This window comes from Pseudolabrys sp. Root1462 (assembly GCF_001426945.1).
Lineage (GTDB): Bacteria > Pseudomonadota > Alphaproteobacteria > Rhizobiales > Xanthobacteraceae > Pseudolabrys.
The window spans coordinates 956337-980056 of sequence record NZ_LMFS01000001.1 but is presented as its reverse complement, the minus strand read 5'-3'; the positions used below and the strand labels follow the sequence as shown (position 1 = coordinate 980056).

At 67.1% G+C, this 23720-nt stretch carries 20 protein-coding genes; 7 read left to right on the top strand and 13 right to left on the bottom strand.

Features of this window, described 5'->3' with window-relative positions; all coding sequences use genetic code 11:
* Positions 1 to 131 precede the first annotated feature (131 nt).
* Positions 132 to 1517 carry a hypothetical protein gene (locus ASD45_RS04610; protein WP_056910413.1) on the top strand — a complete coding sequence of 462 codons (1386 nt, stop codon included), beginning with the start codon at positions 132 to 134 and terminating at the stop codon, positions 1515 to 1517.
* Here ASD45_RS04610 and ASD45_RS04605 read toward each other — a convergent pair.
* The 3 genes from ASD45_RS04605 to ASD45_RS04595 form a co-directional block, all read right to left on the bottom strand.
* Positions 1492 to 2718 carry an FAD-dependent oxidoreductase gene (locus tag ASD45_RS04605; protein WP_056910412.1) on the bottom strand — a complete coding sequence of 409 codons (1227 nt, stop codon included), beginning with the start codon at positions 2716 to 2718 and terminating at the stop codon, positions 1492 to 1494. The two genes, ASD45_RS04610 and ASD45_RS04605, sit on opposite strands and share 26 nt — an antisense overlap.
* 42 nt (positions 2719 to 2760) lie before the next feature.
* Positions 2761 to 3081: a 2Fe-2S iron-sulfur cluster-binding protein gene (locus tag ASD45_RS04600; RefSeq protein WP_056910411.1), complete on the bottom strand. Its 321-nt coding sequence runs from the start codon at positions 3079 to 3081 to the stop codon at positions 2761 to 2763.
* 84 nt (positions 3082 to 3165) lie between these two features.
* Positions 3166 to 3528 carry an Hpt domain-containing protein gene (locus ASD45_RS04595; RefSeq protein WP_056910410.1) on the bottom strand — a complete coding sequence of 121 codons (363 nt, stop codon included), beginning with the start codon at positions 3526 to 3528 and terminating at the stop codon, positions 3166 to 3168.
* Positions 3529 to 4036: 508 nt separating this feature from the next.
* On the opposite strand from ASD45_RS04595, the gene ASD45_RS04590 reads away from it, so the two are divergent.
* On the top strand, positions 4037 to 8425 hold the full coding sequence (locus tag ASD45_RS04590; protein WP_056910409.1) for a hypothetical protein: 4389 nt from the start codon (positions 4037 to 4039) through the stop codon (positions 8423 to 8425).
* A gap of 133 nt (positions 8426 to 8558) precedes the next feature.
* On the opposite strand, the gene ASD45_RS04585 is transcribed toward ASD45_RS04590, so the two are convergent.
* From ASD45_RS04585 to ASD45_RS04575, 3 genes are read right to left on the bottom strand one after another with little or no spacing between them, the layout of a single operon-like run.
* Positions 8559 to 9536, bottom strand: a complete 978-nt coding sequence (locus tag ASD45_RS04585; RefSeq protein ID WP_056910408.1) for an MlaD family protein — start codon at positions 9534 to 9536, stop codon at positions 8559 to 8561.
* Positions 9537 to 9549: 13 nt separating this feature from the next.
* Positions 9550 to 10362: an ABC transporter ATP-binding protein gene (locus ASD45_RS04580; RefSeq protein WP_056910407.1), complete on the bottom strand. Its 813-nt coding sequence runs from the start codon at positions 10360 to 10362 to the stop codon at positions 9550 to 9552.
* 3 nt (positions 10363 to 10365) lie between these two features.
* Positions 10366 to 11502, bottom strand: a complete 1137-nt coding sequence (locus tag ASD45_RS04575) for an MlaE family lipid ABC transporter permease subunit (RefSeq protein WP_056910406.1) — start codon at positions 11500 to 11502, stop codon at positions 10366 to 10368.
* A gap of 160 nt (positions 11503 to 11662) precedes the next feature.
* On the opposite strand from ASD45_RS04575, the gene dgcA reads away from it, so the two are divergent.
* The 3 genes from dgcA (at position 11663) to ASD45_RS04560 (ending at position 13690) form a co-directional block, all read left to right on the top strand.
* The gene (dgcA, locus tag ASD45_RS04570) at positions 11663 to 12676 is read left to right on the top strand and encodes an N-acetyl-D-Glu racemase DgcA (protein ID WP_056910405.1); all 1014 of its coding nucleotides are present in this window, start codon (positions 11663 to 11665) and stop codon (positions 12674 to 12676) included.
* 82 nt (positions 12677 to 12758) lie between these two features.
* Positions 12759 to 12986: a hypothetical protein gene (locus tag ASD45_RS04565; protein WP_056910404.1), complete on the top strand. Its 228-nt coding sequence runs from the start codon at positions 12759 to 12761 to the stop codon at positions 12984 to 12986.
* 143 nt (positions 12987 to 13129) lie between these two features.
* Positions 13130 to 13690: a hypothetical protein gene (locus ASD45_RS04560; RefSeq protein WP_200949634.1), complete on the top strand. Its 561-nt coding sequence runs from the start codon at positions 13130 to 13132 to the stop codon at positions 13688 to 13690.
* Here ASD45_RS04560 and ASD45_RS04555 read toward each other — a convergent pair.
* Positions 13613 to 14800 carry an MFS transporter gene (locus ASD45_RS04555; RefSeq protein WP_056910403.1) on the bottom strand — a complete coding sequence of 396 codons (1188 nt, stop codon included), beginning with the start codon at positions 14798 to 14800 and terminating at the stop codon, positions 13613 to 13615. The genes ASD45_RS04560 and ASD45_RS04555 overlap by 78 nt on opposite strands.
* A gap of 120 nt (positions 14801 to 14920) precedes the next feature.
* On the opposite strand from ASD45_RS04555, the gene ASD45_RS04550 reads away from it, so the two are divergent.
* Positions 14921 to 16216 (top strand): hypothetical protein, encoded by a 1296-nt coding sequence (locus ASD45_RS04550; RefSeq protein WP_156380707.1) that lies wholly within the window; start codon positions 14921 to 14923, stop codon positions 16214 to 16216.
* A 112-nt stretch (positions 16217 to 16328) separates the two neighbouring features.
* Here the strand turns inward: ASD45_RS04550 and ASD45_RS04545 are convergent, their stop codons facing one another.
* The 4 genes from ASD45_RS04545 to ASD45_RS04530 all read right to left on the bottom strand — a co-directional run bounded on the left by ASD45_RS04545 (position 16329) and on the right by ASD45_RS04530 (position 20057).
* Entirely contained in the window at positions 16329 to 17336 is a 1008-nt protein-coding gene (locus ASD45_RS04545) for a threonine/serine dehydratase (protein WP_056910401.1), read from the bottom strand.
* Between the two features lie 74 nt (positions 17337 to 17410).
* Positions 17411 to 18478, bottom strand: a complete 1068-nt coding sequence (locus tag ASD45_RS04540) for a glycosyltransferase family 1 protein (RefSeq protein WP_056910400.1) — start codon at positions 18476 to 18478, stop codon at positions 17411 to 17413.
* A gap of 6 nt (positions 18479 to 18484) precedes the next feature.
* On the bottom strand, positions 18485 to 19282 hold the full coding sequence (locus ASD45_RS04535) for a UDP-2,3-diacylglucosamine diphosphatase (protein WP_056910399.1): 798 nt from the start codon (positions 19280 to 19282) through the stop codon (positions 18485 to 18487).
* Between the two features lie 115 nt (positions 19283 to 19397).
* A complete protein-coding gene (locus ASD45_RS04530) occupies positions 19398 to 20057 on the bottom strand; it encodes a class I SAM-dependent methyltransferase (RefSeq protein ID WP_056910398.1) in 660 nt (219 codons plus the stop codon).
* Positions 20058 to 20267: 210 nt separating this feature from the next.
* Between ASD45_RS04530 and ASD45_RS04525 the strand changes: the two genes are divergently transcribed.
* On the top strand, positions 20268 to 21047 hold the full coding sequence (locus ASD45_RS04525) for an SDR family oxidoreductase (protein WP_056910397.1): 780 nt from the start codon (positions 20268 to 20270) through the stop codon (positions 21045 to 21047).
* A gap of 74 nt (positions 21048 to 21121) precedes the next feature.
* On the opposite strand, the gene ASD45_RS04520 is transcribed toward ASD45_RS04525, so the two are convergent.
* Complete coding sequence (locus ASD45_RS04520; protein WP_056910396.1) at positions 21122 to 22483, bottom strand: outer membrane protein transport protein; 1362 nt, start codon at positions 22481 to 22483, stop codon at positions 21122 to 21124.
* A gap of 283 nt (positions 22484 to 22766) precedes the next feature.
* Positions 22767 to 23672, bottom strand: a complete 906-nt coding sequence (locus tag ASD45_RS04515; protein WP_200949632.1) for a sterol desaturase family protein — start codon at positions 23670 to 23672, stop codon at positions 22767 to 22769.
* Positions 23673 to 23720 lie beyond the last annotated feature (48 nt).

The window sequence follows — 23720 nt, the reverse complement described above, 5'->3', positions numbered from 1 at the left end:
GGCGGTGAACCATTTTATTCGGCTCGCGTTCATACGCCGGCGCGTAGTCTGCCCGCCGTGTATTGCGCTATGTCATTTTCCGGGGCGCGGGGCACCGGCAAGCTCACGCCGACGCCGTTGGGGAATTCAGCATGACGAATGTCCAGGCCGTCGACCGCCAGCCGCTTGCCGGCAAGCGGTTGTCCGGGCCGCGCGGTGCGGTCGTTGCCTGGGTTGCCGCGGGCGCGGCGATGATCGCCCTGATGCTCGTGCCGGCCGTCTGGAACGGCTTCCCGCTGGTCTTCCCCGACACCGGCGGCTACTTCACCGCGCCGATGCTGCGCGAACTCGCCAACGGCCGCTCGGCGATGTACGGCCTGTTTCTCGATGCCGGCATTCCCCTTGCCTTCTGGCCCTGCGTCGTCGCCCAAGCCGCGCTGATGGCGTGGCTGTTCGCCGTAACCTTGCGCGTCAACGGATTGGGCGGCCGGCCGTGGCTGGCGCTCGGCATCGTCGCGCTGCTCTCGCTCGCAACCAGCCTGCCATGGTTCGCCGGACAACTGATGCCGGACATCCTGTTCGCCGCCCTGGTGCTGGCGCTCTATCTTCTCGCTTATGCCGACGCGCAATTGACTGCCTGGGAGCGCTGGCTCAGCGGCGTCGTCGCCGCCTTCGCCATGGCAAGCCACATGGCCGCGCTCGGCATGGCGATCGCGGTGCTGGCGGCATTGGCCTTGACGCATGTGGCGTGGCTGGCGCTGCCGCGCGCGCGTATGACCTTCGCCGCCGGCGCCGTCGCCGCCGGCGTTCTGCTATGTCCGCTGTCGAACGTCATCCTCACCGGCCAGTTTGCCTTTACGCCGGGCGGCGCCAGCTTCCTGTTCGGCCGGCTGGTCGAGGACGGCATCGTCAGCCGTTATATCGCCGATCACTGTCCGGACGAAACGCTGCAGCTCTGCCAATACAAGAGCGAGATCCAGGAGGATGCCGATTCCTGGCTGTGGTGGGGCGGCTCGCCGCTCTACAAGATGGGCGGCTGGGAGGCCTATGAGCCGGAAGCCAAGCGCATCATCGCCGGCACGCTCGCCGAATATCCGGTGACGCACGCCATCACCGCGGTCAATGCGGCGATCTCGCAATTCATGAGCTTCGAAACCGAGGTGGGCGTCGATGACAACCAGCCGACCTACGCCGCCCTCGAAGAATTCCTGCCGCGGCTCTATCCGGAGTTTCTCGCGGCGCGCCAGCAGGCCGACCGCTTCGACGTGTCGCCGCTCAACATGCTGCATGTGCCGGTGGGATATCTGTCGCTCGCGGCCTTGGCGCTCGCCATGCTGTTCCACCGCCGCCTCGGCCTGACGCCAGAAGCCCGCGCGCTCGGCCTGACGCTATTCGCCGCGCTTGCCGCCAACGCCGTCGTCTGCGGCGTGTTCTCGCATCCGGTCGATCGCTATCAGAGCCGGCTCGTGTTGCTGGTGCCGTTTGTCGTCGCCGTGCTGGCGGCGCGGTGGGTCACCGCGCGGACGCGGACGTCCTGATGTGCTCCGGCCGCACGCCGATGCCGATGATATAGGCCGTCAGGCGGCGCAGCAGCGGAAAGCGATTGAGCAGTTTGACCGGCCAGGGCGGCGCGATGCGGCCGCGGCTCGCCAGCACGCGCGTGAGCACGCGATTGTGCACGAACACCTGCAGGCGCTGGATGACGCGCATCGGCAATGACCGCCGCGTTTCGACCGCGGCCAGCAGCTCGGCCGTGACGCGGCGCTCCTTCAGCGCCTGCGCCAGGATGTTCGCGGTGGCCACCGCATCTTGCACCGCCAGATTGACGCCGACGCCGCCGACCGGCGACATCGCGTGCGCGGCATCGCCGATGCACAGCAGGCCGGGTCGGTGCCAGGTTTTCAAACGGTCGACCGCCACCGTCAGCAGCTTGATCTTGTCCCAATCGTCGAGTTCGGAAATCCGGTCGTCGAGGAACGGCGACATCGCCAGCACGTTCTGGCGAAACGCCGCGAGGCCCTCGCGCTTCACCGCCTCGATGCCGCCCTTCGCAATCACATAAGCGCACTGCCAGTAGTCGCGACGGTTCAGCATGATCATCATGCGGCCGGCCTCGAGATGACCGAAGGTCTCCGGCGTATCGCTGTCGCGCCGCGACAGGCGGAACCACAGCACGTCGATCGGCGCGCCGAGATCCTCGACCGCGAGACCGGCGCGTTCGCGCACCGTCGAATGCCGGCCGTCGCAGCCGACGACGAGATCGGCGCGGATGTCGATCATGCCGTCCGCGGTTTTGGCGCGGACGCCGGCAATGCGGCCGCCCTCCTCGATCAGATCGACGGCTTCGGCGCCCATGCGCAGGTCGAATGTCGGGAAGCGCTGCCCCTGCTTCGCCAGAAAATCGAGGAAGTCCCACTGCGGCATCAGCGCGATGAACTTGCAGCGCGTCGGCAGATGCGTGAAGTCGGCGACCTTGACGCGCGCGTCGCCGATCTGCGCGGTCAGCTCGCGCACTTCGTCGTGCGGCACCGTGAGGAATTCGTCGAGCAGCCCGAGTTCGTGCATCAGCTCGAGCGTCGAGGGATGGATCGTGTCGCCGCGGAAATCGCGGAAGAAGTCGGCGTGCTTCTCCAGCACGGTGACCTCGACGCCGGCGCGCGCCAGCAGAAAGCCGAGCATGATGCCGGCCGGTCCGCCGCCGGCAATGCAGCAGGTCGTCTCGATGCTTTGATCGGTCATTGTGGCTCCGTTCGATGAGCGGGCCGTCGTGCCGAAAGCGGTTTACGCCTGCTTCTCCGGCGTACGCACCACGAGCCCGTCGAGCGCGTCGCTCACCTTGATCTGGCACGACAGCCGCGAATTCGGCTTCACGTCGTAGCCGAAGTCGAGCATGTCCTCTTCCATCGGCGACGGCTCGCCGACGGCGGCGCGCCAGGCTTCCTCGACATAGACGTGACAGGTCGCGCAGGCGCAGGCGCCGCCGCATTCGGCTTCGATGCCCGGGATGTTGTTGCGCAGCGCCGTCTCCATCACGGTCGCGCCGTTCTCGGCGTCGACGGTGCGCGCGGTGCCGCTGAAGTCGATGAACGTGATCTTGGGCATGCGGAAAGGCCGGCTTTGTGTGGGAAGAAACGCCGGATCCGGCGCGCGGCCTCTATATAATCATCCGGCGGCGAATGCCAGCGATCAGGCTTGCCGGTCGGCTTGCCGCAGCAACTGGGCGATGAAGGCCCGCGCCTGCGTCACCGCCTCGGCAAGACGATCGACCGCCGCCGTGCATTCCTCGACGCTGCCGCGCGCCGCGCGTTCGGTGGCTTCCGCGGCCCGCGCCACCGCTCCGGCGCCGATACCGGCAGCCGAACCTTTCAGGGCATGCGCCAGCGCGAGCACGCCGGCGCTGTCGGTCTTGCGCATGCGGCCGACCAGCAGCTCGGCCTGGCGGTCGAACAGTTCGAGCACTTCGTGTTCCAGGCTGCGGTTGCCGAGCGTCATCCGCGCCAGATGGCTGCGATCGAGCACCGCCTCGTCGATCTGTACCGCGCTGTTCATGCCGTATCCCCGTGTGCCCCGGCGCACCGGGCGTGAGTGTGCCGGCAGCCTCCCCAACGGCGGGTAAATGGCGGTGGCCGTCCGGTTTATGACGGCGCCACAACTTGCCGGTCGTGGTTAAGGCCGGCGTAACTCTGCCTCGGGTTCGGAGCCTCCGCGCCACAGAGCCGCCGCAAAGCGGGCATCAGGTCGCCAGGGGGGCGCATGGGGGGCTCGCATCCAAATTTCCTTGATCGCGCCGCATCTTGGCCCCGACCGCGAGGCCGGCGGAGGATGTGGTTAAGGCGCGTTAACGATGATTAAAACATCCTTACCGGCGGCCGTTTCTTTCGAATTGCCAATACGATAGGATGAAATCCTGGCGGACAGATGGAACCTTCGCACCTATTGCGCCCCCAAGAGATCGGAGACCTGCCGCCGGTGCACGGCGTCGGGCATTTCAGTTTGGTCCTGCCCCGGCAGGCCGTGAGTACCGACTTTAGTCAGCGTAACGACGAGGCGATCCGACATGGCGAACAACCCGCAGCAGTCCAAGAACGCAACGGACCAAGCGATGGCCGCGCTCGAGGACGCGCTCAATGTCCACATCGCGCCGCGGACCGAACCGCGGGTCGATGCCCCGGCATCGCAGGACAAGCCTGACACCTTCGAGTTCGAGTCGCCGCCGACCGCCGACCTGTTCCGCGATCCCGAGCCGATCCGCGACACCGGTGCCGGCCGCGAAGCCGAAGGCTCCTCGCACTGGCTCAATGCCGACGGCACGCCGCGCACGCCGGCCAATGACGACCGCGCCAGCATCGGGCTTGTGCTCCAGGGTCTGCGCCGCCGCCGCGCCCGCGCGCCTTATGCCGTCGCCACCGTCCTCTCCGTCGCCTGGGCCGCCGGCGCCGCCGCGCTCGCCTTCCTGTCGCGCGGCGAGCTTTCCTCGCTGCTCGGCACGCCGAATGTCGCCATCGCCACCGTCGCCGGCATTGTCGCCGCGATCGTCGTGCCGGTGGTCTTCTTCTACGTTCTCGCCCATCTGTTCAGCCGCTCGCAGGATCTGCGTCTGGTCGCCGAGTCGATGGCCGAAGTCACCATGCGCCTTGCGCAGCCGGAGACCGCCGCGCGCGATCAGATCGTTTCCGTCGGTCAGGCCATCCGCCGCGAAGTCACCGCCATGGGCGACGGCGTCGAGCGCGCACTGGCGCGCGCCGCCGAGCTCGAAGCGCTGGTACACAACGAGGTTTCGGCGCTGGAGCGCGCCTATAACGACAACGAGGTCCGCATTCGCGACTTGCTGTCCGAACTTTCCAACCAGCGCGACACGCTGGTCAGCCAGGCCGACCAGGTGCGCAAGGCGATCGGCGCCGTGCATCTCGACCTGTCGCACGACATCACCTCGGTCGGCGATCTCGTCGCCGAGAAGGTCAACGAGGTGGCGCAGCGCGTCACCCGCTCGCTCACCGAAAAGGGCGAGCACATCACGCTGGCGCTCGGCCATGCCGGCGACTCGATGATCGACGCCCTCGGCGAACGCGGTTCGACCTTGCTCGAGCGCCTGGAAACCACCAGCGATCGCGCCACCACCGCGATCGCCTCGGCGAGCGACCGCCTCGCCGACAGCCTCAACTTCAAGACCGACCACATCCACGACGAGTTCTCGGAGATGGCGGCGCGCCTGCAGCAGATGATGGGCACCCGCCTCGATCAGGTGGCGCAGGGCTTCGCGCAGAAGACCTCCGGCACCATCGACACCATGGCGTCGCGCTCGCAGCAGTTCACCGACGCGCTGGCGCAGACCAGCGCCAAGATCGCCGACCAGTTGTCGCAGCGCACCGACGAGATCGCGGGCCGGCTCAATGACAACAGCGAAGCGCTGGTGCAGAACATCGGCACGCGCGGCCACGAGATCGTCGCCCTCATCGAGCAGACCGGCACCCGCACCAACGAGACGCTGGCGGCGCGCAGCCAGTCGGTCGCCGACACCTTCCGGCGCAATGCCGATCTCCTCGCCGCGAGCCTCGACAATCGCAACGAGCAGACCGAGGCCATGCTGGCCGAGCGCCTCAAGGCCTTCGAGCAGGTGTTCGACAACAACGGCACCGCGCTGTCGGAAAAGATCGAGCGCGACTCCGCCGCGCTCGGCACGCTCATCACCCGTCACGTCACGGATTTCGACCACAACATCAAGACCTATGGCGGCGCCCTGATCGAACGTCTCGGTCAGCGCACGCAGGACGTGGCCGACGCCATGCGCGCCTATCTCGACTCGTTCGACGAACGCGTCACCGGCCGCGCCGACGTCCTTTCGACGACGCTCGACAAGCGCCTGGTGCAGTTCGAAGACCTGCTCGGCGCGCGCGTCAACGACATGGCCAACACCCTCACCGATGGCGGCAACGAGATCATCGGCGCGCTGGACAAGCGCATCACCGACGTCAGCGGCGTCATCAACGCCCGCGGCACCGAAGTCGCCAACGCGATCACCGCCAAGGTCGACGAGATGGACAAGACGCTCGGCGCCCGGGCCATCGAAGTCGCCGACACGCTCGACGTCCGCATCGAGCGTTTCGAGGACCTGCTGGTCAACCGCACCGTCACCGTCACCGATCAGATCGAGAACCGCACGAAATCGGCCGCCGACACGCTCAACGCGCGGCTTGAGGAACTGTCGGACGCGATCAAGACCAACACGGCGGAAGCCGAAAGCGCCCTCACCGCGCTGGCGACCACCACCACCGAGCAGATCCGCCAGGGCGCGTCGAGCGCCGAGCGCAGCCTGATCAACGCCAGCGACGAGATCGCCCGCAACATCGTCGCTCGCGCCGAGGAGATCTCGCAGACGGTTACCCAGCGCACCAGCGAGATGACCGAGGTGCTGTCCGACCGCAGCGGCGGCGTGCTGCACGCCATTACCGAAAAGGGCCAGCAATTCGCCGCCGACGTCAGCAAGGCGACCGAACTGGCGATCGCCGAGTTCGACGTCAAGGGCGTCGCCTTCAGCCGCGCGGTCATGGACAACAGCGCCGAGATCACGCGCATGATCAACACCGCTGGCGAAACCGCCGCCAACTCGGTGACCCGCACGCTCAACGACCTGCAGGAGACCGCGACGAAGGCTGTCGAACGCTCGCGCGCGACCGCCGCTTCCACCGTCAGCGAGATGCTCGAAGCGCACAAGATGGTGAGCGACGACACCACCGCGCTGTTCGAGCGTCTGCGCGAAGCCAATATCATGCTGCAGGAAGTGCTGTCCGGCTCGCATGAGAACATGAGCGCGCTGGAAAACACGCTGATGCTGCGCGTCTCCGAGTTCGTCACCGCCATGACCGAGGTCAACGGCACGACCAACGAAGCGACCAACCGCGTCGAAACGACGATCGTGAACTTCCGCGAACTGACCGCGCATGCGCTCAACGACCTGAGTCAGCTCGCCACCCAGTTCGACGAGCACGGCCGCGATCTGGCCAAGGCCGCGGAGCTCATCACGTCGAGCAACCGCAAGACCGAGGAACACGTCGCCGAAGGCCGCTCGCAGATCGACTCGCTGGTCGCCACGCTCGATATCCGCACCGACGATATCGAACAGCGGCTCAAGCGCTTCGCCAGCCTGCTCGACGAGTCGCTCGAAGCGGCTTCGGCGCGCGCCCGCGAAGTCGCCCGCGTGGTGTCGGATTCGAGCGCCGATGGCACCCGCGCCATCACCGAGCAGTACGCGCTGGTGCGCCAGACCGCCGAAGAAGAGCGCCGCCGCACCGTCGAGACCATGAATCAGGTCTATTCGCAGACCACGTCGGAGACCGAGTCGATCTTCCAGCACGCCCAGGAACGCTTCGCCGAAGCGGCCAAGGGCCTGCGCCGGATGTACGAGCAGTCCTCCGACGAGACGCAGTCGCTGGTGCAGGACGCGCAGGAGCGTTTCGCCGAGGCGGCCAAGGGCATGCGCCGGATGTACGAAGAGTCGTCCGACGAGACGCAGACCATGTTCCGCGAGGCCACCGAGCGCTTTGCCGAGACCGTGCAGGACATGAAGCAGATGGCCGCCGAAATGCAGCGCGAGCTGGAGGCGACCCGCACCGAGCTGCGCCGCGGCGTGTTCGAGCTGCCGCAGGAGACCGCCGAGAACGCCGCGCAGATGCGCCGCGCCATCGTCGATCAGATCGAGGCGCTGGCCGAACTCAACCGCATCGTCGCCCGTCACGGTCGCAATCTCGACGCCGTCGAGCCGGTGTCGCAGCAGCGCCGCCTGCGCGAGGAGCCGACGCTCGCCGTGATCGGCGGCCGCGAACCGCCGTCGCGCCCTGAGCCGGCGCCGCGGCCGCTGCCGCAGCGTCCGGAAAACTTCGCCCAGCCGCCGGCGCGGCGCAGCGAACCGCCCGCTCCGCCAGCCGTTCCGGCTCAGCCGGCGGCGAGCGGCAACCGCGGCTGGCTCAGCGATCTGCTGACCCGCGCCTCGCGCGATGACGGCGATCAGCAGCCGCTGCAGCCGTCGCGCGACTACGCCCGCGAGCCGGTCCGCGAGACCAGCCGTGACCGCGACAACAACCGCGGCGACGACCGCACGGCGCGGCATTCGATCGAGTCGCTCGATTCACTGTCGGTCGATATCGCCCGCATGATCGACCACGAAGCCGCCGCCGATCTGTGGGACCGCTACAAGCGCGGCGAACGCAACGTGTTCACCCGCCGGCTCTACACGCTGCAGGGTCAGCAGGCGTTCGACGAGATCCGCCGCAAGTACCGGTCGGACCGCGAGTTCAAGCAGACGGTCGATCGCTACATCGGCGAGTTCGAACGGCTGCTCGAGGAAGTCTCGCGCGACGACCGCGGTCAGGTGGTCGCCCGCACCTACCTGACCTCGGAAACCGGCAAGGTCTACACCATGCTGGCGCACGCGGCCGGCCGCTTCGACTGATCGCGGCGGATGCTGCCGAGTACAAATTGAAACGGGCGCCTCGCGGCGCCCGTTTTCGTTTCCGGTGATTTCACTTAGTCGCCCGAAAGCGGGGCCCAGTGTCTGGATGAAGGTGACGCAGAAGCGAGGCCGCCTACCGCCGCGCCGGCGTGGGCAGCTGTTCCTTCCTCTTCTCGTCCGGCGGCGCGCCGCCCCAGATCAGGCGGCTCGGGTTCTCGTCGAAATTCTTCGCCGCCTTGTCGATGGTCGAGAGCGTGCGCGTGCCTGTCTTTGCCAGCCGGCCGATATAAACCGTCAGCTCCGCGGTGCGCTTGTCGAGATTGTCCGCCAGCGTCTTGATCGAGCGCGCCGCTTCGTTGATGTCGCCGCCCTTGCCGTCCGCGCCGCCGGTCAGGCCTTCGAGTCCTTTGGCGATGTTGTCGATGCGATCCGAGTTGCGGCCCAGCGCGCCGCTGAACTTCTCGATATTGGCGAGCGTCTTGTCGACGTTCTCCGAATTGCGCGACAGCGCGCCGGTGAACTGCTCGATATTGGCCAAAGTCTTGTCGATGTTCTCCGAGTTGCGCGACAGCGACTCGGTGAACTTCTGGATATTTTCCAGCGCCGCATGGAATGCGGTCTGGTTCTGGGAGATGAAATCGTCGAGCTTGCGCATGACCTCGCGCGCGGCCTGCGTGACGTCCTGCGTCGCGCCAGGCGGCGCCACCAGCAAGGGCGGCGTTTCGCCCTGGCCCGCGCCGGCGACGACCTTCGCGGACGGGTTGCCGCCGATCAGCGACACCGAGGCGATGCCGGTGAGGCCCTGGAATTCGAGACCGATGCCGGTATCGTCGCGCACGGTCACCGATTTATCGACCGACAGCGTCGCGACTACCTGCTTCGGCTTCGACGGATCGAGCCGCAGGCCGGTCACTTCGCCGACGCGGATGCCGTTGAACAACACGGTCGCGCCGGTGCGCAGCCCCGACACCGAGCCATCGAACACGATGCGGTAGAACAGACGCTCGCCGGTGCCGCCGATGTTCTGGAACCAGTAGATGAAGCCGAACACGCCGGCGATCACCGCCAGCGTGAACACGCCTATCAATACGTAATTCGCTCTCGTTTCCATCGACGACTCCAGTTCAGCCGCTGCTAGCCGGCAGGGCCGCGGCGCGGGCGCCCATCGCGGCCCGCGCGCGCTTGCCTCGGAAGTATTCTTTCATCCACGGATGCTCGGATTTGAGCATGGTCTCCATGGTTCCGGCGGCGATCACCTTGCCGTCGAACAGCACCGCGATGCGGTCGCAGACCGTGCTCAAACTGTCGAGGTCGTGCGTTACCATGTATACCGTGAGCCCCAAAGTGCGTTGCAATGTGGCGATCAGAGTATCGAAGTCGCCGGCGCCGATCGGATCGAGACCCGAGGTCGGCTCGTCGAGGAACACGATCTCCGGATCGAGCGCCAGCGCCCGGGCCAGCGACACGCGCTTGGTCATGCCGCCGGAGAGTTCCGAGGGGTATTTGCGGCAAACGCTGGCGTCGAGTCCGACCATCTCCAGCTTGGCCACCGCCAGTTCGTCCATCAGGCGCTGCGGCAGCTTGAGGTTTTCGCGCACCGTGAACTGCAGGTTCTCCATCACCGTCAGCGATGAGAACAGCGCGCCCTGCTGAAACAGCACGCCCCAGCGCCGCTCGATGGCGCGCCGCTCGTCGTCGCCGAGCGCGTCGAGATCGCTGCCGAACACCTTGATGGTGCCGGAGCGCTTCTTGATGAGGCCGATGATGGTGCGCATCAGCACCGATTTGCCGGCGCCGGAGCCGCCGACGAAGCCGAGGATCTCGCCGCGATAGACGTCGAGGTCGGCGCCCTTGAGCACCAGGCGATCGCCGAAGCCGACTTCGACGCCGCGCGCCTCGATCACCACTTCCCTGCCGCCGTTTGTCGCTGCCGCCATCGCTTACATCCCGATCGAGGCAAAGAAGATGGCGAACAGGCCATCCATGACGATGACGAGGAAAATGGCTTCGACCACCGAGGCGGTGGTCTGGCGGCCGAGCGATTCGGCGGAGCCCTTGACCGCGAGGCCTTCGACGCAGGCGACGACGCCGATCACCAGCGCCATGAACGGCGCCTTGATCATGCCGACTTCGAAAGTGTTGAGCGCGATCGACTCCTTGAGCCGCGACAGGAAGATGTCGGGCGCGATGCCGCCATAGAGCCAGCACACCAGCCCGCCGCCATACAGCGCGGCCATCGAGCCGATGAAGGTCAGGATCGGCACGCCGATGATCAGCGCCAGGATGCGCGGCAGCACCAGCACCTCGATCGGATCGAAGCCCATGGTCTGCAGCGCGTCGATCTCCTCGCGCATCTTCATCGAACCGAGTTCGGCGGTGTAGGCCGATCCGGAGCGGCCGGCGACCATGATGCAGACGATCAGCACGCCGAGTTCGCGCAGCACCAGAATGCCGACCATGTCGACGACATAGACGTCGGCGCCGAACTTGCGGAAATGAAACAGGCCCTGCTGGGCGATGATGCAGCCGATCAGGAAGGTGATGAGCAGGACGATCGGCACCGCGCGCCACGCCACCATATCCACCTGGTGGATCAGCGACGTCATGCGGAACGACAGCGGCCGCTTGAGGACGCGCAGGATCGCCGTCACCAGCGCGCCGAACATGTTGACGATGGCGACGAAGGAATGTCCGACCGAGACGATGTTCTCGCCGATCGACGACAGCGCGTAGCTGAGCGGCGTGCCGCCGCGGCGGCGGTCGAGATCGTCGAGCTTGACCGCACGCATCTCGTCGATCAGCCCGCGATAATCCGCCTTGAGGCCGGTGACCTCGACCTTGCCGCCGCGCGCCTCGAAGGCGCGGACCAGCCGCTCCAGCAGCCAGGCGCCGAAAGTGTCGAGCCGCTCGACCGGCGCCATGTCGATGGTGACGCTCTTCACGGCCGGGTGGCTGCGGCCGAGGCGGTCGATCTGCGCTTCCAGCGCCCGCGCGTCGGCCGCGGTCCAGACGCCGGCGCCGGTGAGCGCCAGCCGGTCGCCTTGCAGGTTTTCGCGCAGGAATTGACCGTTTTTCACCGCAACGCTCCAGCCCTCAGGATAAGGGACATAAGGGCGATTCCCTCCCCCGGCCAGCCTCTTCGCGCCGATTTAAGCCCCGGCGTGGGTTTGACCGGGCCCCCGCCGCCCGGATATCCCCACTTCGTCCCGTTTTGGACCTTCTCGGAAAGGTTGCGCCTTGGCCCCTCGCCGCCCTCTTGCCCTTGGCCTTGCGGTCACAGTCGAGCGGTTTCCCATCGCCGGCTCGTTCTCGATCAGCCGCGGCGCCAAGACCGAGGCGGTCGTTGTCATGGCCGCCGTCGATGACGGTGAGACGACAGGTCGCGGCGAATGCGTGCCCTATGCCCGCTACGGCGAGAGCATCGACAGCGTCACCGCGGCGCTCGAGGCGATGCGCGAATCGCTGCACGCGGGCCTCGACCGAATCGGGCTGCAAGGCGCGATGCCGCCTGGCGCAGCGCGCAACGCCCTCGATTGCGCCTTCTGGGACTATGAAGCCAAGCGCAGCGGCCGCCGGGTCTGGCAGCTCGCCGGTCTGCCGCAACCCGGCCCGCTCACCACCGCTTTCACCATCTCGCTGTCCGATCCGGCCACCATGGCCGGTGCGGCCGCCGCCGCGGCGGCGCGTCCGCTGCTCAAGATCAAGCTCGGCGGCGATGAAACTAACGGCGGCGATCCGGCGCGCATCGCCGCGGTGCGTGCCGCCGCGCCGAACGCCGCGCTGGTGGTCGATGCCAATGAAGGCTGGAACGAGGATCGCCTCGCCGCCAATCTCAAGGCCTGCGCCGATGCCGGCGTGGTGTTGGTCGAACAGCCGCTGCCCGAAGGCCGCGACGATGCCCTGTCGCGCATTGCCCGGCCGATCCCGGTGTGCGCCGACGAGAGCGTGCACGACCGCGCTTCACTCGCCGCGCTCAAGGGCAAATACGACGCGGTGAATATCAAACTCGACAAGGCCGGCGGCCTGACCGAAGCGCTCGCCATGGCGGAAGCCGCGGCGCAGGCCGGCTTCATCATCATGGCCGGCTGCATGGTCGCGACCTCGCTCGCCATGGCGCCGGCGGTGCTGCTGGCGCAGCGCGCCCGCTTCACCGACCTCGACGGTCCGCTGCTGCTGGCCCGCGACCGCACGCCGGGCCTGCATTACACCGGCAGCCGCGTCGATCCGCCGGAGCCGGCGCTCTGGGGATAGATCCCGGCCCGCAACCCTTGCGTTTGGTCAATGCGCGCTCGCGCCGCCTGCGGCAAAACACGCCCGGTCAGGGATCGCGCCAATGCCACCGCAATATTCGAAAATTGCCGAGCGCCTGCTGGTGCATGCCGGCCTGTGCCGGGAGATGGCCATGGCGACGACCGACTCGGCGATGGCGCGTAAGCTGTTGCAAATGGCCGAGGATTGCGTCGGCGCCGCCGCCGAGGATTGGGCCGCTGCACGATCAAACAAGCCGACCGCCGCGCAACCTGTTCCAAAATGGAACTTCGGCCTCAATTCAAATACCTGATTTTGTTCACGAACTTCCCCCTGAATTTGGTTAACCAAACCTTTCCGTCATCACCCAGTTCGGTCTACACTTGAGTCAATATCGCATGCCGACGACGGGGACGGGGGATGTGGTTCAAAGGCACTTTGCTAGGTGCGATTGCCGTGGCGTCGGTTTTGACCACGCCGGCTTCGGCAACGATGCGCATCGCTGAAGACCGCGGCGGCCAGATCGGTCATTACCTGCAAGCCTTCGCCGTACTGCGCTCGTCGGGCGAGAGCGTCATGATCGACGGCAACTGCCTGTCGGCCTGCACGCTGGTTCTCGGCCTGATCCCGCGCTCGCGTATTTGTGCAACGCCGCGCGCACGGTTTGGTTTCCATGCCGCGTGGATGCCCGACTCCGATGGCACGCCGGTGACGAGCGCGCCCGGCACCCAGGCCTTGTGGAATATCTATCCGAAGGACGTGCGCCGCTGGATCAACCGCAACGGCGGGCTGTCGCGCAAGATGATCTACATGCAGGGCGCCTCGATGCACGGCATCGTCAGCGAGTGCGGCGCGCGCGCGGAAACCCGCCGCGCCGAGACGACGCCGGCGCGCCAGCGTGTCGACCGCCGCGCCGAAGCGCGCAGCGAACGCCGCGCTTCACGCCGCATCGCGAGCCATGCGACGCGCCGTGCGCTCCGCTACAGCGCCATAAGCGCAGCCAACGACCGCCACTAGCGCCATCGCGGCGTAGGCCTTGTCGCCGAAGGCGCCATAGAGCCAGCCCGAAGCGGCCGTGGCGCAGGCCGCGGTGACGCCGAGCACAACAGCGAGATAACCTTGCGCGGTCGCCGCCTGCCCCGGCGGCGCGCGGCGATGCGTGAAGAACAGCGCGCCGAGATACGTCATGCCGAAGCTCAGCGCATGCAGAAGCTGCAACAGCGGCAGCAGCGCCACCGGCGGTTCGAAGGCCATGACGGTCCAGCGCAGGACGGCGCCGGCGCCGCCGATCATCAGCAATAAACTCGGGGTCAGGAATGCCGGCAGCCGGTGCGACACGGCGAACAGGATGATCTCGGCGATCACGCCGAGCGCCCACAACGCGGCGATCGCCGTGCCGTCGAGACCGGCATTGCGCCAGTCGAGCGCGGAGAAGGCGTAGTAGACGGCGTGGCTCGCTTGCGTCAGTCCGGCCGACACCGCGACGACGAGGAAGGCGCGATCGCGCAGCAGGCGCTTCGGCGCGCGGGACGTCGCCGCCGACTCCGGCTCGCCGGCCGACACCGGCACGAGATTGACCGCCATCGCCAGCGCGACTGCGCTCGCCGCCACGATCAGCCAGATCAGGCTGCGCGCCGACAGCACGTCGGCGGCAAAACCGGCGCCGAACAGACCGAAGATGAAGGCCACCGAACCCCACAGCCGCACCGGACCATAGGCGCGGCCGCGCGCTCCCAACCCGCGCAAGGTGTAGGTCTCCAGCAGCGGCATCACCGGCGTCGTCGCGAACGCCGTCAAGGCATAGGCGCACAGGATGACGAGACCGCCCTCCGCCCAGGCCACCAGCGCGTAACCGGCGACGCTGAGCGCGCTCAGTGTGACGATGGTGCCGCGCAGGGCGTCCCTGCGGTCGGCATTGGCGGTCGCCAGCGGAATGGCGACGATGCGCACGAGCTGCGGCGCCGCCAGGATGATGCCGATCAGCGCGGTTTCGACGCCCTTGGCCTTGAGCCACAGCGGAAAGAACGGCAGCACGATGCCGCTGAGGATGAACAGCGCGGCGTAGAACGCGGCGCTGCGCGCCGCAAAGCCGGTGTCGCTCGACAGCAGAGGCAAGTGAGGCCGCATCGGCGGGCTCGGCTCCGGCAGTGCCTTGATTCAGCTACGGAATTCAGCGGTGGCCAAGGGCGGCGGAGCGCTGGCCGAATCAGGTCGCATGATTGATAAACGGCCGAGTGGAAATTTCCTATGGCTAGCAGGGACTGGACGGCGCTCATCATGGCCTCGATGTCGGCCAACGAGAACTCAGCGCTGCGACGCGAGGCGTCGGCGGCCACGGTTGCCGAGGACGATTATCAGTCGTTCTGTCAGGCGCTGGGCGCGAGCGCGCGCGGCCGCGCCTTCCTGCAGGAATACGCCCGGCGCAATCGCCATGCCGATACCGAAGTCGTGCTTGAGGCGCTGAACCGGCTCGAGGAAACGGCGCGCACGCAGAAGCCGGCCGCCGACGGCGACCGCATCCGTCAGGATCTGCGCGCGCTGCTCGACACGCTGCGCACGGCGAAGCCGCAGACCGAGAACAGCCCGAGCGCCATCAAGGCAGCGACCCTGTCGGCGCTGATCGATTTCACCCAGGCGCGTCTCGAAGCGCTGGTGACGATGCCGGACGAGTTGCGCGCGCTCGAAGCGCTCGCCGCGGTGCCGCCGCCGGAGCAACCGGAATTGCCGATCCCGCAGCCGCTCGCCGCGGCGCCCGCCGCACCGGTCGCGCTGGTGCAGACGCCGCGCGTCGCCGAAGCGCCGGTGGCGGAGAAAGCCGCGCCGGTCGCCAAGGCGCCCGAGGCGATCGTCATTCCGAAGGTCGAGTTCGATTATCACGCCCAGCAGGCGGCAAGGCCGGCCTCGGCGCCGGGCAAGGCCGAAGCACCGGAGCAACGCGCGGCGTGGAGCGAGTTGTCGCCGCCGCCGGTCGCTGCGCCGAAGGTTGAGGCGAAGATTGAGGCAAAGTCCGAGCCGAAGATTGAGTTGAAGGCTGAGCCGCCGGAATTGAAGGCTGCGCCGGAAGCGCCGGCAGTGGTTGCCGAGCCAACAGCCGCAGCGCCCAGCGCGGCGACATTCGAACCGGTTGTTGCAGCCGCACCGGCGGCCGCGGCTGAACAGATCGCGCCGCCTGCGGTAAAGCCGCAAGCGAAGATCGACACCGCGCCAGCGAGCACCGGCGAGTCCGGCCGCATTGCCGCCGCCGGCGAAGTCGAGACCTACGAACTGTGGCTCGACGATCTGACGGTCGAGGCCGAGGTGACGATCGCCGGCGACGACGCTTCGCATCCCGCGCCGCAATTGCCGACGCCGCCGATCACGCAGATGGCGCCGGCCGCTTCCGCCGGCATGACGATCACCGCCATCGAGGCGCTGGTCGAACAGTTGCAACGGCCGACGCCGCCGGGCGCCGCACCGCTCACGATCGGCAAGATCGAAGTCGCCGACCCGCTGGCGCCGATCCTGTCGCTGAGCGACGACGAGCGCATCGCGCTGTTTACGTAAAAGCTTCGTTCGTCCCCGCGAAAAGTGCACGTGGTCATTCCGGGGCGCGACCTTGAGGTCGCGAGCCCCGATTCCATAGTTTCGGAATGACAATGAGCAGGCTGACTTGCCCTCAGCCCGCGATCAGCTTGGCGTACATCTCGGGATCGACATTGCCGCCGGACAGGATGGCGACCACGGTCTTGCCGCGGATATCGACGATGCCGTCGAGTTTGCCGGCCAGCAGCGAGGCAAGACCGATGGCGCCGCCCGGCTCGACCACCAGCTTCAATTCGTTGAACGCATAACGCACCGCGGTGGCGACTTCCTCGTCGCTCGCCGCAATGCCCTGCCCGATCAGTTCCTTGTTGATCGGGAAGGTCCACTCGCCCGGCGTGTTGCTCATCAACGCGTCGCAGATCGAGCCCGTGATCTTCTCGTTGGCGACGCGTTCGCCGCGCACGAACGAGCGCAAGGTGTCGTCGAAGTCCTTCGGCTCGGCGGTGAACAGCCGCGCCGACGCCGCGCGCGACTTGATGCCGAGCGACACGCCGGCGGCCAATCCGCCGCCCGATGCACCGACGACGACGATGTCCGGCTTGAGGCCGAGTCTGTCGAGATCCTCCGCGATCTCGACGCCGATGGTGCCCTGCCCGGCGATGATCTGCGGATCGTCGTACGGCGGCACCAGCGTTGCGCCGCGCTCCTTGACGATGCGCTCGGCAATCGCCGCGCGGTCGGCGCCGCCGACGCGGTCGTATGTCACGACCTCGGCACCCAAAGCGCGGGTGCGGCTGAGCTTGGCCTTCGGCGCGTCGTCCGGCATGACGATGGTCGCCGGCATGCCGAGCAGCTTGGCCGCAGCGGCGACGCCCTGCGCGTGATTGCCCGACGAATAAGCGACGACGCCGGCGGCGCGGCGCTCGGCGGGAATTTGCGAAATGCGATTATAGGCGCCGCGGAATTTGAACGAGCCGGTGCGCTGCAGGATCTCGGCCTTGAGAAACACGCGCGCGCCAAGCCGCTCGTCGAGCACCGGCGTGTTGATCAGCGGCGTCCGCACCGCGACGCCCTTGAGACGCGTGACCGCGGCTTCGACGTCGGCGGCGGTCGGCAGCAGTTTCTGGTCGATATGGCCCATGCGCGAAGGCTACGCCCGGCACTCCCGGGCGGCAAGCGCGCCTTTGGGCTTGTGGATGCGAGGGAACTCGCCGGTCAGGCCGCCGCGCGGTCGCGATCGCGTCGCCGGCGCGGCTTCTGCGTCGCTTCGGTGACGTGCTTGACGAAAGTTCGGGCGGTGGCTTCCCAGGTCAGGCCGCGCGCGAAGTCGCGGCACGCCGCGCGGTCGAGCGCGAGCGCCGTGAGGCAGGCCGCCTTGAGATCCTCATCGAGACAGCCGACCGGCGCGCTGCCGATCACGTCGCGCGGCGCCGCCGCCGGAAACGCAGCCACCGGCACGCCGCTCGCCAGCGCCTCGAGCAGCACCAGACCGAAGGTGTCGGTGCGGCTCGGGAATACGAAGACATCGGCCGCCGCGTAGATGTCGGCGAGTTCGGCGCCGTGCTTGGCGCCGACGAACACCGCGCCGGGATACTTCTTCGTCAGATGATCGCGCGCCGGACCGTCGCCGACCACGAGCTTGGTGCCGGGCAGATCGAGCTTGAGAAATTCCTCGAGGTTCTTTTCCACCGCGACGCGGCCGACGGTGAGAAAGATCGGCCGCGGCAGATCGCTCAGCCCGCCGCCAAGCGCCGGCTGGCGCTCGGGATGAAACAAGGCCGCATCGACGCCGCGTTGCCAGAGCTTGACGTTGCGGAAGCCGCGGCCTTCCAGCTCGGCGACCAGGGTCGGCGTCGCCGCCAGCACCGCGGCGCTCTGCGAATGGAAGCGGCGCAGCCACGCCCAGGTCAGGTCGCCCGACCACTTCGGCGCGATTGTGACGCGCTCGGCGACGTAATCGGGAAAGCGGGTATGAAAGCTCGTGGTGAACGGCAGGCCGCGGCGGATGCAGACGCGGCGCATGGCATGGCCGAGCGGGCCTTCGGTCGCGATATGGATGGCGTCCGGCGCGATGGCCTCTAACCGGCGTTCCATGGCGCCCGGCCCGGTCAGCGCCAGGCGGATTTCCGGATAGCTCGGCATCGGCACGGTGCGGAATTCGGCCGGGCTGAGGATGGCGACGGGTACGCCGAAGTTGGTCGCTTCCTGCGCCACCTGGCCGAGCGTGCGCACGACGCCGTTGACCTGCGGATGCCAGGCGTCGGTCACGATGAGAATTTTCATCGTGTGCTATGCCGCCTGTGCTTGCGCCGCGATCTCGAGCGGCGCGCTCTGACGGCCGTCGTGGATCCAGGTGATGATTTCGAAGGTGCCGTCGGCATTTTCGCCGACCGCGGTGCAGCTCTCGACCCAGTCGCCGCAATTGATGTAGCGCAGGCCGAAGTCGTCGTGCAGCGCCGCGGTGTGGATGTGGCCGCAGATCACGCCGTCGACTTGGTGATGCTTGGCCTCATTGGCCAGCGCCTTCTCGAAGGCGCCGATATAGTTGACGGCGTTCTTCACCTTCATCTTCGCCCACTTCGACAGCGACCAGTACGGCGCGCCGAAGATGCGGCGCATCGCGTTGAACACGCGATTGGCCTTGATGGCGAAGTCGTAGGCCTTGTCGCCGAGCAGCGCCAGCCAGCGCGCCTGCGTGACGACGAGATCGAACATGTCGCCGTGCACGACGAAGTAGCGCTTGCCGTCGGCGCCTTCGTGGACGATGTGCTCGACCACCTCGATGCCGCCGAAATGCGTGCCGTAATAGCCGCGCAGGAATTCGTCGTGGTTGCCGGGGATGTAGATCAGCCGCGCGCCCTTGCGCGCCTGGCGCAGCAGCTTCTGCACCACGTCGTTATGCGCCTGCGGCCAGTACCAGGACGAGCGCAGCGCCCAGCCATCGACGATGTCGCCGACCAGATAAACGGTGTCGGCCTCGTGATGGCGCAGGAAGTCGAGCAGTTTGTCGGCCTGGCAACCGCGGGTGCCGAGATGAACGTCGGAGATGAAAAGCGCGCGAAAGCGCCGCGTGGCGTTGTCCGTCACGGCGCGACCTTTCGGAGGTATTGCTTCATGTCTCGGCCCATTAGCAAAGTCATGTGACAGTGGTGTGACGACGTTGTTTCTTCCTCCCCTGGGAGGGGAGAGCAAGACAGGACGCTTACGCCGCGACGCTCTGCGCTTCCGCCCGCCGGAACCGCACCAGCGTATAAACACCGAACGGCTTGACCTTGCGCCGCTCGATCAGTTCGGCGCCGCCGTGACGCGAAGCCCAGTCGGCGAGACGCTGGAACGGAAACTCGGGACGCAGGCCGAGCTTGCGCGCCTTCTGCGCCAGCAGCCGCTCGACCGCGGCGGCGAGGCCCTTCTCCGAATAAAGATGATTGACGAGAATGATCTGGCCGCCGGGCCGCAGCACGCGCGCGCATTCCGACAGCACGCGCTCCGGATTATCGACCAGCGTGATGACGAACTGGCCGACGACGCAGTCGAACGACGCGTCGGGATAATCCAGCGCGCTGGCGTCCATCACGCGCAGCTCCTTGACGAAGGGATAGCGCCCGGTGGCGAGGCGCTCGCGCGCCCGCGCGATCATCGGCTCGGAAATATCGATGCCGGTGATTTCGGTGGTGTGGTCATAGTCGTCGAACGACAGGCCGGTGCCGACGCCGATCTCGAGGATGCGGCCGCCGACTTCATGCGCCGCTTTCGCCGCGGCGCGCCGGCCGTTGAGGAACACCGGGCCGCACAGCATGTCGTAGACCGGCGCCCACTTGGCATAGGCTTTTTCCATGACGTCTTTGGCGGGATCGCGCAGCATGAAAGCCCCTCGAATCGTTGGCCCGGTCATGCTTTTGCCGTAGCAAGCCTCTGCGACAGTTCGGCGACAGGGGGGCTACTCTTCACCCTCCCCTGGAGGCGGAGGGTGAAGGCTAGCCAATGCCGCAAAGGCGGCCCCACGCCATGCTTGACCCCACGGCGCCGTGTCCTATCAGTGTAGCTCCTGCTTCGAGCGTCGAGGAAAAATCCCATGGATCTTGGTATCGCCGGCCGCAAGGCCATCGTTTGCGCGTCGAGCCGCGGGCTCGGCAAGGCCTGCGCCTTCGCGCTGGCCGAGGCCGGCGTCGAGGTCGTGATCAACGGCCGTGACGCCAGGACCGTCGAGGCCACCGCCGCGGAGATCGCCAAGGCGACCGGCAGCAAGGCCATCCCGGTCGTCGCCGACGTCGCCACGCCGGACGGCCAGAAGGCGCTGTTCGCCGCCTGCCCCTCACCCGACATCCTGGTGAACAACAACGGCGGCCCGCCGCCGCGCAACTTCCGCGAACTGACGCGCGAGATGATGCTCGATGGCGTCGTCGCCAACATGGTGGTCGCCATCGAACTCATTCAGAAGGTCATCGATCCGATGGCGGCGCGCGGCTTCGGCCGCATCATCAACATCACCTCGAGCTCGGTGAAGGCGCCGCTCGCCGGTCTCGATCTGTCGTCGGGCGCGCGCGCCGGATTGACCGCCTTCATCGCCGGCGTCGCCCGCACCGTCGCCGACAAGAACGTCACCATCAATTCGATCCTGCCCGGCGCCTTCGACACCGACCGGCTCAAGAGCGTGCTGACCAAGGCGTCGGCGGCGAGCGGCAAGTCGTTCGACGAGGCGGCGCAAGCGCGCATCAACACCATCCCGGCGCGCCGCTTCGGCCAGCCGGAGGAGTTCGGCGCGGCCTGCGCCTTCCTGTGCTCGTCGCATGCGGGCTACATCACCGGACAGAACCTGCTGATCGACGGCGGCACGATCCCGACCGCGTTCTGAGCGCGGCACCCGTCAGGAATCAAAAAGGCCGGCATCGCTGCCGGCCTTTTCGCGTTCGCGGGGAAGTGCCGCGCTTACTTGTGATAGACCTGCTTCACCGGGACGACCGGATCGTCGAAGCGGTAGCGGATGCCGAGCGACACGATATCGACATGCGAGTCGACCGAGCCGGAGTACGAGATCGTGGACGAAGACGGGTTGCCGGTGCCCGGCCCGAGCGCGACCGACGTGTCCTTCACGAACAGGTGCGAATAGGCCAGATCGAGCGACAGCTTGGGCGTGACCCGGTAGGTCAGGCCGGCCGACAGCCAGAAGCGATCGTTGTCCGGCAGGCGCGGCGTGCGCACCTGATCGACGATCGGGCTCTTCTCGTAGGCGATACCCGAGCGCAGCGTCAGCCGCTCGTTCCATTCGTATTCGGCGCCGAGCGAGTAGAAGTAGCCGTCCTTGTACTCGAACGGGATCGTCACGGCGGTGCCGGCGATGCGGGCCGGTGCGCCGTTCGCGGTCTGCGTGATCTGCGAGGTACCGATCCGGCTCCAGTTGGTCCACTCGAAGCCGGCCAACAGCGTCCACTGCCGGGTCAGGCGCTGGCGCAGACCCAGGGTCAGGCTGTCCGGCAAGTTGAGCGTCGTTTCGATGCCGCCCGGCGTCGAAAGCGGCGCGCCGAAAATGCCGCCGGCCGGGAGCGACAGGCTGCCGTCGGCCTTCTGGTTGATCGCCGAGCGATAGCCGATGCCGATCGTGGTGGTCGGCGTCGGCGTTATCGTCACGCCGGCGACGAAGCCGTAGCCCCAGCCGTTGAGCTGCAGATTGGCGGTGTTGGTCAGCGACGCGGCGCCCGAGACGCCGGCGTTGTTCACCGGCAGACCGCTGGTGAAGCCGGCGGTGGCGTACTGAATCTGAACGCCGGCGCCGAAGCTGATCCACTTGTTCATTTCGAAGGCGACGGTCGGCGTAAAGTTATAGGTGCGCAGCGCCGTGTTCTCGGCGTAAGTGCGGCCGGCCCAGCGGTCCGGGAAGCTGACGCTCAGGCCGAACGGCGAGTTCATCGCCATGCCGAGCCAGAGGCGGTCGGTCGCCTGCCACGAAATGTAGCCGGCCGGCACCACCGCATCGTCGCCGGAATCGCCCGCCCCGCCGAAGGCCGCGAAGGTGCTGGTCGAGTTCGGCGAGTGCGACGCATACGGCATGACGGCGGTGAAGACCTGCTCGAACTGCAGGCCCTTCTGCTGCGTCATCGTCGCCGGATTCCAGAACATCGACGACAGTGCGCCGCCGGCGGCGATGCCGGCGAAGGAAGCGCCCTGCCCGTATGCACTCTGCTCACGCAGCGCAAAGCCGCCGGCATTGGCCGCGGCGCTCGCCGCCAGCAGCAAGCCGAAGCTCGCGCCGCTCAGAAGAAGTGCTCTCTTCCTACCCTGAAACTTGGCCATTCGCCGTCCCCCGTCCGTTCGCGCCCTGTTTTCGTGGCGCTTGATGGAGAACATCGTGACGAGACTCGCATTAGCTGGCAACGCGTTGTTGCCGCAATGGCGCCTTCTACCCCCCGCTTTAGCAACATAGTTTCGCCCTGTGTCCCGGCCGCCACAGCGGACGGAACCGGCGCTGCAACAGAACACCGCCCGGCCTCGTCAACGGGCAATGATGAATGACGAGGACTTATGAGCGTCGGCGTTTTTCGCACCGCAACAAAAACTGAGGCGCCGGCGCCAAAACTCAGCGCCGCTTGAATGGCCAGGCGAGCTGCTGGAGGAAGCCGGGCGGCATCTCCTCCTGAATGCCGATGTCGACCGGCGGGCGGTAGTCGCGGGCGTTGTAGAACGTGCCGAAGACGTGGTCCCACAGCATGATGTTCTCGCTGTAGTTCTTGTTGCCCTCGCGCAGGTCCTTGCTGTGATGCCAGCGATGAAGTTCCGGCGTGTTGAACCACCACGACAGCGGCCCGAACTTCATGTCGACGTTGCAATGCGTGAGCATGCCGACGAAGGCGGTGATGGCCGATAGCCAGATCAGCACTTCCATCGGCGCGCCGAGCGCCAGCAGGATCGCCATGCCGATGGCGATGCTCTTGAAGCTGTCGACGAAATGGAAACGCCCGGTGTTGACGATCCAGAGCCGCGTCACGCTGTGATGCACGGCATGGAAACGCCACAGCCACGGCCATTCATGCGCGATGCGGTGCGCCCAGTAGAGGCCGAACTCGGCGGCGGCGATGGCGAGGATGACCTGGAGCGCCATCGGCCAGGTGCGCGGCCAGATGCCGTAGCCCGGCTCGGATGCCGGCGTCACATAGGTCGAGATGCCGATGACGGTGGAGAAGATCACCGCCGCCTGCACCACGCCCTTGCTGGTCAGCGTATGCGCGATGTTGGCGAAGGTCTGGCCGTCGTTCTCATTCCACACCCGCTCGTGCGGCATGGTCTGCTCCAGCGCGTAGAGCGCGAGCGCCAGCAGCAGATAGGCAACGTTGAAGAACAGCGCCGGCATCTCCACCGCGAAGCCATAGGCCATGATGGCGATGCAGATCGCCAGCAGCCCGGGCCAGGCCAGCCAGGCGGTCGCGGTGCGGAGTGGACCTGAGGAAGCGGCAGGAAGCGTTGAATCGGACATTGAATCGGACATGGGCCGAATTTAGTGCGGTGCAACGACCGGCGCCAGTGGCAGCGGCGC